At 37.2% G+C, this 13636-nt stretch carries 10 protein-coding genes; 6 read left to right on the top strand and 4 right to left on the bottom strand.

The genetic code is table 11. The features are described 5' to 3' along the window. Positions 1-29 precede the first annotated feature (29 nt). Positions 30-959: a LysR family transcriptional regulator gene (locus I7H67_RS02405; RefSeq protein WP_004790899.1), complete on the top strand. Its 930-nt coding sequence runs from the start codon at positions 30-32 to the stop codon at positions 957-959. A gap of 51 nt (positions 960-1010) precedes the next feature. Here the strand turns inward: I7H67_RS02405 and I7H67_RS02400 are convergent, their stop codons facing one another. After that, positions 1011-3629, bottom strand: coding sequence for a Lon protease family protein (locus I7H67_RS02400; RefSeq protein ID WP_005307281.1), 2619 nt, complete (start codon positions 3627-3629; stop codon positions 1011-1013). A 165-nt stretch (positions 3630-3794) separates the two neighbouring features. On the opposite strand from I7H67_RS02400, the gene I7H67_RS02395 reads away from it, so the two are divergent. From I7H67_RS02395 to rpmE, 4 genes are all read left to right on the top strand, one after another. Then, positions 3795-5969: an AmpG family muropeptide MFS transporter gene (locus tag I7H67_RS02395; RefSeq protein WP_198306984.1), complete on the top strand. Its 2175-nt coding sequence runs from the start codon at positions 3795-3797 to the stop codon at positions 5967-5969. A gap of 22 nt (positions 5970-5991) precedes the next feature. Next, complete coding sequence (gene gloA, locus I7H67_RS02390; RefSeq protein WP_005307276.1) at positions 5992-6393, top strand: lactoylglutathione lyase; 402 nt, start codon at positions 5992-5994, stop codon at positions 6391-6393. A gap of 132 nt (positions 6394-6525) precedes the next feature. Further along, positions 6526-7497, top strand: coding sequence for a bile acid:sodium symporter family protein (locus tag I7H67_RS02385; protein ID WP_171056844.1), 972 nt, complete (start codon positions 6526-6528; stop codon positions 7495-7497). 195 nt (positions 7498-7692) lie between these two features. After that, a complete protein-coding gene (rpmE, locus tag I7H67_RS02380) occupies positions 7693-7917 on the top strand; it encodes a 50S ribosomal protein L31 (protein WP_004652835.1) in 225 nt (74 codons plus the stop codon). 63 nt (positions 7918-7980) lie between these two features. On the opposite strand, the gene I7H67_RS02375 is transcribed toward rpmE, so the two are convergent. From I7H67_RS02375 to epmB, 3 genes are read right to left on the bottom strand one after another with little or no spacing between them, the layout of a single operon-like run. Continuing rightward, the gene (locus I7H67_RS02375; RefSeq protein ID WP_198306983.1) at positions 7981-10092 is read right to left on the bottom strand and encodes an EAL domain-containing protein; all 2112 of its coding nucleotides are present in this window, start codon (positions 10090-10092) and stop codon (positions 7981-7983) included. Then, complete coding sequence (locus I7H67_RS02370; protein WP_023274156.1) at positions 10089-11834, bottom strand: hypothetical protein; 1746 nt, start codon at positions 11832-11834, stop codon at positions 10089-10091. Before I7H67_RS02370 ends, I7H67_RS02375 begins: the two co-directional genes overlap by 4 nt. 15 nt (positions 11835-11849) lie before the next feature. Beyond that, positions 11850-12866: an EF-P beta-lysylation protein EpmB gene (gene epmB, locus I7H67_RS02365; protein ID WP_005307267.1), complete on the bottom strand. Its 1017-nt coding sequence runs from the start codon at positions 12864-12866 to the stop codon at positions 11850-11852. Positions 12867-12939: 73 nt separating this feature from the next. On the opposite strand from epmB, the gene efp reads away from it, so the two are divergent. Then, positions 12940-13509 carry an elongation factor P gene (gene efp, locus I7H67_RS02360; protein WP_004790907.1) on the top strand — a complete coding sequence of 190 codons (570 nt, stop codon included), beginning with the start codon at positions 12940-12942 and terminating at the stop codon, positions 13507-13509. The last annotated feature ends 127 nt before the right edge of the window (positions 13510-13636 follow it).

Here is a 13636-nt window from a genome sequence, read left to right as displayed (position 1 = left end):
TAAATTTAAAATTAGATTTGAGGAAACCTATGTTAGATCAGCTTCGTGCGATGGGTGTTTTCGCTTGTGTGGTAGAAAAAAGTTCATTTAGTGGTGCGGCACGTGAATTAGGAATTACAACAAGTGCAGTGAGTCAGCAGATACGCTCGCTTGAGCATGAAATGGATGTAACTCTATTACATCGCTCCACTCGTAAACTTAGTTTGACAGAAGCCGGACAGGCTTTTTTTTCAAGCTGTCAAGAGATGTTGGCGGCTGCTGAAAGGGGAAAAATCCGAATTAATGAATTGAGGGATGACTTAATCGGGGATTTGCGTATTGCAACAACTCCTGATTTAGCAGTTCAACACCTCATTCCTGCATTATCTCACTGGATGTCGGCTCATCGCGGTTTATCTGTGCATTTCGAAGTTGGGCATCGCTATATCGATTTAATTGAAGAGCGAATTGATATTGCAGTCCGCATGAGTTCTACTCCTGTAGAAGAGAGCAGCTCGATCATTCCGTTGGCTTTTGTAGATCAGATTTTGATTGCTTCTCCTAGTTATCTCAATCAATCTAGTCCAATTGTGCATCCTAATGATTTAAGAGATCATGAATTGTTGTCGATTAATGTCATGAATGACTCACGCCATTTCAATTTTCAACATGTAAAAACAGGTGAAACGCTCAATATTGAAATGCAAAGCCGTTTGCAGAGCAATAATTTACAAGTTGCAAAAGCGTTATGCCAGCAAGGGCATGGTATTGCACGAATTTTATATTTGGATGCTCAGAAAGAATTAAAAAATGGTTCTTTGATTGAACTCATGCCAGATTGGAAATTACCAACGTTTACATTGTATGCAGAGGTTGCCAAGCATGACCAACAACCAATGAAAATTCAACGTTGTGTTGAAGCACTTAAACAATATTTTAGCCAGTTAGCAGGAGGGCGAGCGATTCAAATCGTTCGTTAATTTTGCAAGTCTAAAATAAAAAAGGGCCTGTATTTTACAGGCCCTTTTTTATTACTTCTGTTTTAAGGTAGCAACCTCTTCTGCATTTTCTTGTGGCAGATCGTCAGCTGTAAGTTCTTCATGCTTCTTAATTTTTTTCTTATTTTTCTTTTTCTTTTTTGGCTCTTCTTCAATTTCAGCACCATCTTCAATGGCTTGCCAATATTCAAGTTGTTCCATTACTGCTGCATAAATTGAATTTTTGCTGTATTTACCCTTCTTATCGAGCGTACCGACCGGACGAGCCATCAAAATTTCAAGTGCCTGATCAATCGTATCAATTGCATGGATATGGAATTGACCACTGCGAACAGCATCAATAACATCTTGACGTAACATCAAATGCTGCATGTTTTGACGAGGAATAATGACACCTTGCTTACCTGTCAGACCTTGTAGTTTACATGCATCATAAAATCCTTCAATTTTTGCATTTACGCCGCCAATAGGTTGAACTTGTCCTAATTGGTTCATAGAGCCGGTAATTGCCCATGATTGATCAATTGGTATTTGGCTAATCGCAGAAATCAACGCTGAAAGCTCAGCAACAGTTGCACTATCGCCATCAACTTGACCATAGCTCTGTTCGAATGCAAGCGCAGCGGAGAAGTGTAAAATCTGTTCACGGCCAAAGTGAGCTTTTAAGAAGCTAGACATCAGCAGCACGCCTTTCGCATGAAGTGAGCCACCAAGTTCTACACTACGTTCAATATCAAGAATATCACCGCCACCTTGATAAACAGATGCCGTTAAACGTGAAGGTAAACCAAACTCAACATCTGCATAATGAATGACGGAGAGGGCATTGATCTGCCCTAAACGGTATCCCGACGTTTCGATTAATTGTGTACCACGTGAAAGATCTTGCCAGTAAAGCTCTCTTAAATAGCCTAAGCGATATTGGCGATGTTGTAGAGCGAGGTTAATGTGCTGGTCGGTTACCAGCTTCTCATTCGCTTTAAATGCATGATGATGTGCTTCGCGAATTAGGTCACCTAGGGTTGAAGCATGTAACGACAGTGAACTTTGGTCTTCAGCCTGGCGACTTGAGTCAGTAAGTAACGCTGCTAAAGCACTACGATCAAACGGAAGCAATTTATCCGCTTGTACATAGTCAGCAATGAGCTGCATGTAGGCTTGTTCATTTTCGTCATTACGTTGTAATGTATCAGTAAAATCTGCACGAATTTTAAATACACTACCAAGCTCTGGTTCTACTTCTAAAATTTCATAATAAATTTCAGGTTCTGCCATAAGAACCACTTTAATATCAAGCGGAACCGCGGCAGGTTCTATCGAGATAGAGCCTGTTAACGTCAGCATATGTTCAAGAGAAGATAACTTGAGTTGGCCTGATTTTAAGGCACGCTTTAAACCTTGCCATGCATAAGGCTGTTCAAGTAATTGCTCGGCCTCAAGCATTAAAAAACCACCATTCGCTTGATGTAGAGCACCTGGACGAATGAGCGTGAAATCTGTAGTAATTGTGCCGTTATGGGTGAGCTGTTCAACATGGCCGAGTAAATTATAGTGCGTTGGGAAGTCTTCAAAAATAACAGGAGCGCCACTATTTGGTTTATTTGAAACAATCACATTGGCTTGATAACGTGCTGGAACACGATTGAACATTGATGGAGTAAAATCATCTTCATCTTGTTCTAAGATCAGTTCAACATTATCAATAATATCTTGGGCATATTGTTTTAAGTAATCTTCGAGTCCTTTCACTTGGCCATATTTATTTAAAATAAGCTCCATTCTTGGCATAACAACTTGCGTTGCAATATCCCGATTTAACACAGACACTTTGTCGCGTGCATCATCTTCTAAATCACCTAAATGTAGACCAAGGCGATCCAGCTTTTTATCCATATAGCGAATATTGGCCGCAATTTCAGCGCGTTGCTTACTATTTAATGCATCAATATCTGTTTGGGTAAGTTCTTGAACCTGATCATCTTTGACTTGTACAGGAACAAAACCGTGTTTCTCATTACGAGAAATGAGTTTTAAATCGAGTTCTTCACCTTCTTTGGTTAGTTCAACAAGCGCTTGTTGTTGTACATCACCTGTTTCCTGACGAATACGTTCAATACGATTGTGATAAGTCTCTGCACTAAAACGGCGTTCAAGTTGCTTTAAAATAATTTGCCAAGTTTGATCATGTGCCTGTTGAAACTTAGTTCCTTGACCTGCTGGAAAGCGTAGGGCAATAGGTTGACGTGCTTGCTTGAAATTATAGACATACACCCAGTCATCAGGTGTTGGCATTGTTTTGGCGTGCTGCTGTAACAAACGTTTAATCATGGTACGTTTGCCTAAACCAGCAGTTCCTACTGCAAAAATGTTATAGCCTGAGTAGGGTAAAGAAATTCCCGCCTCTACAGATGCTTTGGCACGATCTTGACCTAAAAAATTATTAAGAGGTTTGATGCGTTTAGTTGAAGCTGGAATTTTTTCAAAATCGGGGATATGTGTAAGTTGTTCAGGTTTTAAAACGGTTTTATCTAAGGTCATTTTTATATCAGGTTGCTCAAAAGCTGAAGGAAATGCATTTACTGTGACGTTTGTGGTGGTTGTTTTAGCGAGTGATAAAGTTGAAATAGTCACTTGATCAAGTTTTTGTGTCACTGTTGATATCCAGCAAAAGAAAACGAAGGTTGAAGCCTTAAGGTATACAGGTTTAGCATAAAATATCAAGCAAACTTGCGGTTTTTATCGCCAAAACAAAAATGTTTGCATAAAGAATCTTGAAAGCAATTGTAAGAAGGGTTTGAATAGGCACATTTATAATTTATGGAAAATAAAAATCGAATGAGTGCTGAATCAAAAGGGTGGAAAAGTTCTTTTATGGCCTTCTTGGATCGCCGAGCAATTATTATGTTGTTTTTAGGCTTTTCCTCAGGAATTCCCATATTTCTAATTTTTTCAACCTTATCATTCTGGTTGACTGAAGCTGGAATTAACAGAAGTACTATTACGATGTTCTCTTGGGCAGCGTTAGCTTACTCATTCAAATTTATTTGGGCTCCATTAATAGATAAATTACCACTTCCTTATTTAACAAAAAAAATGGGATTAAGGCGTAGTTGGTTGTTAATTGCACAGATTTTAGTTATCTGCGCAATTTGTTTAATGGCATTTACAAATCCATTACCTAACACTTCTGGCTTTGGTTCATTTTCAAATCTAACTATTATGGCAGGAGCAGCTATTTTTCTCGGCTTCTCTTCAGCTACACAAGATATTATTGTGGATGCTTACCGTATTGAATTAACTGAAGATCCTAATGTACAAACTGTTTTAGCCTCAACTTATAATGCTGGATATCGTACTGCTACAATCATCACGCAATTAGGTGCATTATTATTTGCGGCTTCTCTAGGTACCGCAGTTGGTAACTATATATATGAAGCATGGAGAACTACATATTTATTAATGGCCTGCCTAATGGGTATAGGAATAATTACAACATTATTTATCCATGAGCCTCAAGTTAAGCGTATTCAGCATCATTATCAAGCTAAAGATTATTTTCAGTTATTTGCGGTTTTTGTTATTTCAACCATCGTTTTTGGAATTAGTTTTTATCAAATCGGTTTAATTTTTGATTCATTTTCTATTGAAGATGCTTTTTTAAGTTTTTTACTTTTAGTTATTAAATTTTTAATTAGTATATCAATTGCTGTTGTTGTAATTCTAGGTTTAATTAAATTTGGTCTAATTAATAAAAAAATTGTTGTAGAAACATGGTTATCACCTTTATTAGATTTCTTTAAACGATATGGATTAAAAGTTGCTTTAGCAATTTTATTGTTAATAGGGTTTTATCGTATTTCAGATGTCGTTGCTGGTGTAATGGCTAATTTATTCTATTTAGACTTAAACTTTGATAAAGAAGAAATTGCTTGGTTTAATAAGTTTTTTGCAATTTTCTTTGTCATATTGGGTGGTTTCCTCGGAGGAATGTTAGCACAACGCTATAATGTGATGAAAATGATGTTCTTAGGAGCAATTCTAGCAAGCACTACTAACTTGATTTTTGTTGGATTAGTTAAGTCTGGCGCCACTATGCAAAATGTTCAGGTTCATATTGGGGATAAGACTTATACAACAAGCCCTGATGAAGTAGGAAATTGGTCATTAAAATTCCCAAGTAATACATTAACAACAGCTCAGAATAAAGTCTCAATTGATTCTCAGCCTGTGGGATATACTGAACCCTTAAAGATAAACCTTCCATTAAAATTATTTAGCTCAGAATCACAACCAGATATTTATATTCAAGCAATTGGTGGAGATAATCTTTTATATAAAGATGAGCTGAAAAAAGATGTAATTCTTCATGGTAGTTTATTGAATCTGCCTAAAAATAGTGAACTAAAATCAGTTAGCATTTTATTGAATTCAAAAGATAAAATAGAAGGCAAGATTAAAGATAATGATTGGAGTGTTATTGTTCCTGGAAATGATCTTGCTAAACTTAATTCAATACAAGTAGAAGCAAATTATGAAGCTAATAAGCAATCGCATACTTTAACTTTAAATCATTCTTATCAAAAGCAACTAGAAGAGAATCAGCCTCGTTATCGTATGAGTTTATCCGATATTCCTGCGATTCCGATTGATAAAAATATTGATATTGAATTGAAAGGAAAAGTGGTTGTTCCTTATAGCAAAGTTTGGTTAGTAATGGGCATCATATTTGATAACTTAGCCTCTGGATTAGCTGGGGCAGTTTTTATTGCATTTCTTTCTAGTTTAACGAGTGTGTCATTTACTGCCATGCAATATGCTATTTTTAGCTCGCTAATGCTGTTGTTACCAAAAACGATTGGTGGTTACTCAGGTACAATAGTGAATCATATCGGTTATTCAGGCTTTTTTACGGCTACATTTTTGATGGGATTACCAATTTTATTACTCGTGATATGGGTAGGTAAGTTGTTGGCTAATCAATCATCAAAATAAAGGTTTCCTAGGAGATAAATATATGCGAATGCTTCATACAATGTTGCGAGTAGGCAATTTAGAACAATCTTTAAAGTTCTATACCGAAGTATTAGGAATGAAGTTACTTCGTAAGCGTGATTATGAAGAAGGGCGCTTTACACTGGCATTTGTTGGTTATGGTGATGAAGAAACCAATACTGTGCTTGAGCTTACCCATAACTGGGATACATCAAGTTATGAGTTAGGCAATGCCTATGGTCATATTGCGATTGGTGTTGACGATGCCTATAAAGCGTGTGAAGAAATTAAAGCACGTGGTGGCAAAGTTGTGCGTGAAGCGGGCCCAATGAAAGGTGGTGTTACCGTCATCGCATTTGTTGAAGATCCAGATGGTTATAAAATCGAGTTGATTCAACAAGATGCTAATGCGACAAATAACTAAAAATTGACTATGACACTTTAAGATTTAGGTCTTAAAAGTCTAGCTTTATTTTTTTAGCCCAGTATGATGAACGCTTGACCAGATGGTCAATTTATCAACTGGGTTTTTTATTATCTAAAATAATCATAGGATGTGGCTATGTTGAAGTTATTGGCACTTGATCGATTTACAATTTTGTTAGTTGGAATGGTACTGCTAGCAACATTTTTTCCAGTCAGTGGTCAAGCTGCGCAATATTTCAATACACTGACTACAGTCGCGATTGCAATTTTATTCTTTTTGCATGGGGCGAAGCTGTCTCGTGAGGCTGTAATTGAAGGCGTTTTGCATTGGAAAATGCATTTACTTGTCTTCGCATTTACTTTTTTTATTTTCCCCGTGCTTGGTTTGTTAGCTAAACCGATTCTGTTACCTCTACTCGGCCAGCAGCTGTACTGGGGTTTTCTGTTTATGTGTTTTTTACCCTCTACAGTTCAATCTTCTATTGCATTTACATCAGTTGCAAAAGGGAATGTGGCTGGAGCGGTCTGTAGCGCATCTTTTTCCAATTTGATTGGTATGTTTATTACACCAGTGTTGGTGAGCTTTTTTATTTTAGGCCAAAGTCAACATGGGTTCGATCCGACTGCTTCAATTATACAAATTACATTGTTGCTGTTAGTGCCGTTTATTTTAGGGCAAATATTACGTCCTTATATTTTTCCTTATATGGCAAAAGTTCCAAGTATTGTTAAAGCATTCGATCAAGGCTCGATTTTGATGGTGGTGTATGGCGCGTTCAGTGGGGCAGTGGTTGCAGGTCTTTGGCATCAGGTAAACTGGAAAACTTTGCTTATTTTAGTGGTTGCTTGTTCAGTTCTTTTAACGGTTATTATGTTATTAGCACTGTATCTACCTCGTGCTTTTGGATTTAACCGAGCAGATCAAGTCACGGTTTTCTTTTGTAGCTCAAAAAAGACGTTGGCAAGTGGTGTGCCGATGGCGCAAATCTTATTTATTGGTCAGCCTTTAGGCATGATTGTGTTGCCTATTATGATCTTTCACCAAATCCAATTAATGGTTTGTGGGGTAATTGCAAATTACTGGGCTAAATCTAAAGATTAATTCGCAAATAAAAAATATTTGGCGTATAATCTTGTCCACTTGTTGTGCTTAGCTCTAACCCTAGAGGTTTCGGTGGGCCAAAAGAATGGTCTGTTGTGGTGTTGATCTGCTCATTTTGAGCTTTCCTCGATTTATATTGAGAGTGATCAATTGCGATGGCAGCTTAAGCCTTTCTACAATTAGGAGTAATCGACGATGCGCGCCGATATTCACCCAAAATATGAAAAATTAGTTGCAACTTGTTCTTGCGGTAACGTAATCGAAACTCGTTCTGCTTTAGGTAAAGAAACTATCTACCTTGACGTATGTTCAGCTTGCCACCCTTTCTACACTGGTAAGCAAAAGAATGTAGACACTGGTGGTCGTATCGACAAATTCAAACAACGTTTCTCTGGTATGTCTCGCTCTATCAAGCGTTAATACTGAAAAACGAAACAAAAAACGGGCTTTATGCCCGTTTTTTGTTTATGAACGACAAGAGCATTATTGGTCTTGTACGTCTGTTAATCGATCAAGTCGTTTCTGGAAATAACGACCTTGTAAGAAACGTGCTTCCACATTCCAAGCGTTAGCAAATAAGTTCATATCATTAAGATCGGCAAGTAAAATCCCAACAGGTTTTACAGTCAAATAATTTAGAATCTTTTCTTGTAATTGCGCTAAACCAGCATCTGAGTTTAATAGCTCTGTCTTCTTCGATTGCAATTTTAAATATTGAACATCAAGTTGTTGCAATATTGATTCACTATACATAGAAGATGTGAAATCCCGAATTGAAATTTCTGCGCCATGTTGGCGTAGGCGGGCTATAAGTTGCTGTGCAATTGCAAGATGTGGCTGAATCGCTTGCTCTGAAAATTGTAAAATCAACGGACTTTCTTGCTTACTACCAATAATGGTGAGTAATTTCGAAATGAGTTCAGGGGCTGATTTATCTTTGAGTAAGATATCAATATTCAAGTTAATAATTAGCTTGGCTTTCGGGTACTGCGTGATGAAATTATGTAGCTGCTTGCAAGCCTCGACCAAAATCCAACGGTCTAATTGAATCGAAAGTTCACTATCATCTCGCAATGCGGCTAAATCATTTAAATCATGCCACTGTTCATCTGCAATAAAACCACTCGTCACTTCGTAGTTATGGGTTTCTTGATCATGCTTATCATAAATCTGCTGATATTTTAAATGAATTTCACCCCGTGCTAGCTGTTGCTTTAACTGCTGTAATAACGGTGAAGGCATTGGAGCATCAACATCTTGAAGGCTTAAATCAAGTGACAGAGACGAGCTGATAGGTTCAGAAGGGATCATATCGATTGTTGGCGTTAGCTCAATTTCTGGCTTGGCTTTAGGTAAGGCTTGCTGATTTGTTTGATCAAGAAGCTTTGCAAAGCTAGCTTCATTTAATGGCTCTGTAATTTGCGCATAACTCAGTTTGAATTGTACTGAGTAATTAAGTTCATTAACCGTTAATAAATGCTCTTTTTGCAAACTTTGCAGACTTGCCAATTGGGAGTTAAGGACTGTACTGTTTTCGGCTTGCAAAACGCCAAGATAGGCTCCAAGTTCAAGATTGAAAATCGGCATTTGAGCCTGTTCTTTCAGGAAACTTTGCAGCTGATTAAAATATTGCCCAGGTGTTTGCCAATCTAGTTGAAACACTCGTTCTGGGCACTGATTTAGTCTGAATAAAACCAATGCATTTGCTTGAGCAGGGTGTGTCGATAGTTGTCGATTAATTTGTTGCCAAGGCGCAGTGGACCCGTAACTTTTTTCAGAAAATGCTGTATTTGCAGGTGATTGTAAATCCAGTTGATAGTCAATCGTTAACTGTACGGCGTCTTCTTCCTGACTTGGAATAAATTCAAGTTTTAAAGCATTATTACCTGAAATTGCTGCATGTTGACTCTGGATTTCAAAACGAGCCTGATCAAATTGACCTAATGAAATCTTCTTAAATCTTTGTTTAAAAATATTTAAATCATTGGGTTGCAAAACATCTAAGATGGGCAGGCCGATAATCTCTTCTTCTTGCTTAAAGCCAAAAAGGTTGAGGTATTCTGTATTTGCCTTAACGTGCATCCCTTCTTGAAACAGTGCAACTGCTTTATGACTGTTATTAACCAGTGTTTGTGTATGAGAATGAATAGTTTCCAATTCATTGGTCAAACGTTGTTCAGTCTGCAATAAGTGGCTATACGACAAGGTCCGAATAAGCGTGATATAAAAATAATCTAATGGCTCTAATGGAACTACGTCATAAATACCTTTATGAATATAGGCTTGATATTGCTGAGGTTGATAATCTTCAGGTTGCAATAACAAAACAGGTAAATGTGGCTGCTCAGATGCTTGAATAAGGGAGAGTGTTTGTTCAATTTTTAAGTCATAAGCACGACCAAAAATAATAGCATCCCAAGGCGTATTTAACTGCTTTTCGAAACTTTTTAGATCATCAAGTAATAAAGCATGAACTTGATAATTATTCCCCAATAATAAATTTAAAATCTGGTTATAACGTAGCTGGTTGTCATCAATAATGAGTAAACGTGTTTCAGTACGTTTTAACTTTTTAGATAATAAAGAGTTTCTCACTTTAGTGCTTCCCATAAATCTTGACTGCTAGAGTTGCTATTCTTTTTCATCATGAACTGATCAAGCAGATTTTGTTGCTGCTCATTCAGAAGTTCGAAATGAAATTGAATAAAACTTTGAGTAATGAGTTGTGCTTTGAGTAGATACACTTTGATTTCTTCTGTCCCCAATCGTAAATGAATTGTTTGTTGCTCTCTAAAAATTTGTGACCCCGGTAAAATCAACGTATTTTGTATTTCTTCTAGATTTTGTGTTTGTAGTAATAGTGCAGGATGATAATTGCGTGTATGACGCTCAGCTTGAATATGCACTGCACAAGGGAACATCGCCTGTGACAAAATCTCTAGACCTAACTCTAGGGATTTTTCTGTCGACTGTTTAATCCAGCGGATTACGCCACCGCGCCATTGTCCATGCAAAGTTTCTTTAACTAAAATATATTCACCGGTTCTTAGATTTTTCGGTGCTTCCCCAGACCATTTAATACGATATCCATTGACACTAATATCGAGAACAGTGGTTTGATAAATGGTTTTGCTTTCACGACTTAAGCGTTGATAAGATGTCGTTTGTTGTTCTTTTTTCTCTAAATTGGATAAAACTTTAGACTCACTTTGTAAGTTGTAATTATTGTTAAGTTGTAGCGTTTCTTCAAAGTTTTTTGCTTTCGCTAGATAGAAATGAGCCGTACTTAAACCGAAACAAATTTGTAGTTCTGCATTGTATTCATAACGTTCGTGACGACGTTGAGCCGTCGTACCCAAAATTGTTTGAACATGAAATTTTAAAGCTGGGCTTAAATAAAACTTTTCATTTTTAGAAATATATTGCGCATTTTTATGCATGGTTGCAGTGACATGCTCAAGTAAAGCTTGTGTGCCTATAAAAATGCTTGGACTAAAATTAGAGCTGCGTTTTGTGTTATAGACTGGCGGATGGTCTTTACTTGGGTCAACCACATATTTGGTTAATGCTGTATCTTTCGGCAAAATTTGAATCATTCTTGCCCAGTCAAAACTACATTGAAATAAGGCCTGAATTTCTGATTGGCGAATCTGGTTCGTATTTAAAATATCGAGCAAAATTAGCTGAGCATAAGCTTGGGTAATATTTGCTAGAGGGTGGTGGATACCCTGAATATGATTAATATTGATGAGATGATATTTGTGTTGAACAGCGGTTTCGTAGAGCTGATGTGCAACTAACCATTGTCCTTTAAGAGGCTCACTATAGAGCATATGCTGCTGATATAAGAGACTCGTTAATTGTTGTAGTGCATGAAAAGTTGATAAGGTACGTGCCGTTTGCAAATTCTTTTTTTGCTTATAGGCAAATAGAGAAAACTTTTGATGCTGTAATTGCCCATGACTATTTTGTGCAATATTTAAATAAATACTGGCGAAATAGCAACGCAGCAACATCGCTAACTCAATAATATGTTCGTTACGGTCTGTACTAATCACACCTTGGTTAAAAAAGTTTTTTTCTAGACTCGCAAGAACGTTATTAATGGTGGGATGAAGCGTTTGTATAAGATCAAAACGTAAGGTTTCACTACATTTTAATTCATTGAGCTCTAAAATGGCGGTGAATAATGCTTTTGACGTATCGCCGAGTTGCATAATAGAAAGGGTAGTGACCCATTCATTAAGATCTTTAATATTGGCTTCACAAAAGCTTAACCGTTCACGAGTGAGTTCGGTTTGATTGTGAAAAATGTCCGATAGTGCATTATTCATCATCACTTATTATATAACTCAAAATGTTGTTGCCCCAAAAAGCGGTGTTTTATTCTTTTCGCCCGCAATTTCCCTGACGAGTTTAGGAACCAAATACCCCGGTAGGTTCGCTAACACATCACGATATATATCATCTATCTCAGATGGTATTAAATCAAAATGTTGTGCACCTTTTACTTTATCTAAAACATGTAAGTAATAAGGCATAACGCGAGCTTCAAATAAACGATAACTTAAATCAATTAATGTCTGTGCAGAATCATTAACACCTTTAAGCAATACTGCCTGATTAAGTACAGTAATGTGCTCGGCAGATAACTGCAACAATTTTGAACAGGTAAAGTCATCGAGTTCAGAAGCGTGGTTTGAGTGTACCACCAGAACTATACGCAGCCTACTGTTTTTTAATAAAGAAATCAGCTCTTCGTCGATCCGGTTTGGAATCACAATTGGAACTCGTGAATGAATTCTCAGAATCTTAATTTGTTTGAGAGATGATAAACGTTCTAGCCAAAGTGCGAATTTACGGTTAGAAAGCGTAAGAGGGTCTCCACCACTTAAAATGATTTCATTAATGTGCGGATTCGCTTCAATGTAATTTTTAATATTTAACCAATCATCATTTTTCGGTAAATTTTCTTGATAGGGAAAATGACGACGGAAACAATAACGGCAATGTACGGCACAAGCACCCGTCAAAGTCAGTAAAAAACGTGATTTATATTTATGTAATACACCGGGTAATTGATTTGCTGCTTCTTCACCCAAAGGGTCTGTTACAAATTCAGGATGTTCTTCAAGTTCTAAATGATGAGGTAAAACCTGTAGCAAAAGCGGGTCAAAAGGGTTTTTAGCGTTCATTTTTCCGACGAACGCGCGAGGAACACGCAATTTAAACTGTTCAGAAGCCAGAATCGCACCTGATAATAGCTGATCAGAGGATAACTCGAGTAGGCTTAGCAACTCTGAAGGATCAGTAATAAGGTCACTCAGTTGTGATTGCCAGTTTTGCTCTTGGTATAAATAGTTTATCATTTGACACGATTAAGATAATGCAACAACGCATTATATCGCATAGTTGACTTGTTAAGTTTGGAGTGTGCCTTTCATGGCCTATTATTCTACAAATGATTTTAAAGCAGGCCTTAAGGTTATGCTTGATGGTAACCCATGTTCAATCATGGAAAACGAATATGTAAAACCAGGTAAAGGTCAAGCGTTCAACCGTGTAAAATTACGTAACCTTAAAACTGGTAAAGTATTAGAAAAAACTTTCAAATCAGGTGACTCTTTAGAAGCAGCTGATATTGTTGAAGTTGAAATGGAATACCTATACAACGATGGTGAAATGTGGAATTTCATGGATCCTGTATCTTTTGAGCAAATCGCTGCAGACAAAACTGCAATGGGCGATGCTGCAAAATGGTTAAAAGACGATTCAAATGAAAAATGTACGATTATGTTGTTCAACGGCGTACCTTTAACAGTAAACCCACCGAACTTCGTTGTATTAAAAATTGTTGAAACTGATCCAGGCGTACGCGGTGATACATCTGGTGGTGGCGGTAAACCAGCTAAGCTTGAAACAGGTGCGGTTGTTCGTGTTCCGTTATTTGTTCAGCAAGAGGAAAGCGTTCGTGTAGATACTCGTACTGGCGATTATTTAGAGCGTGCATAATAGTTAAAAAATACACTATTATCGAAGGGATGATGTAAATCATCCCTTTTTTTATGCGAAAGTATAAGAGGAAAAAAATTAAAGGAGGAGTACAGTCACAAGGATTTGATAGAACAGTACATAACAA

Origin of the sequence: Acinetobacter sp. ACIN00229 (genome assembly GCF_016106645.1) — a bacterium.
Lineage (GTDB): Bacteria > Pseudomonadota > Gammaproteobacteria > Pseudomonadales > Moraxellaceae > Acinetobacter > Acinetobacter oleivorans.
This window is presented reverse-complemented; position numbering and strand designations above follow the sequence as displayed.

What these genes read in the sequence shown, in the direction of transcription:
- I7H67_RS02405 (WP_004790899.1), top strand. Translation starts at nt 30, where the DNA reads ATGTTAGATCAGCTTCGTGCGATGGGTGTTTTCGCTTGTGTGGTAGAA.
- efp (WP_004790907.1), top strand. Translation starts at nt 12,940, where the DNA reads ATGGCCTATTATTCTACAAATGATTTTAAAGCAGGCCTTAAGGTTATG.
- rpmE (WP_004652835.1), top strand. Translation starts at nt 7,693, where the DNA reads ATGCGCGCCGATATTCACCCAAAATATGAAAAATTAGTTGCAACTTGT.
- I7H67_RS02370 (WP_023274156.1), bottom strand. Translation starts at nt 11,834, where the DNA reads ATGATGAATAATGCACTATCGGACATTTTTCACAATCAAACCGAACTC.
- gloA (WP_005307276.1), top strand. Translation starts at nt 5,992, where the DNA reads ATGCGAATGCTTCATACAATGTTGCGAGTAGGCAATTTAGAACAATCT.
- epmB (WP_005307267.1), bottom strand. Translation starts at nt 12,866, where the DNA reads ATGATAAACTATTTATACCAAGAGCAAAACTGGCAATCACAACTGAGT.
- I7H67_RS02395 (WP_198306984.1), top strand. Translation starts at nt 3,795, where the DNA reads ATGGAAAATAAAAATCGAATGAGTGCTGAATCAAAAGGGTGGAAAAGT.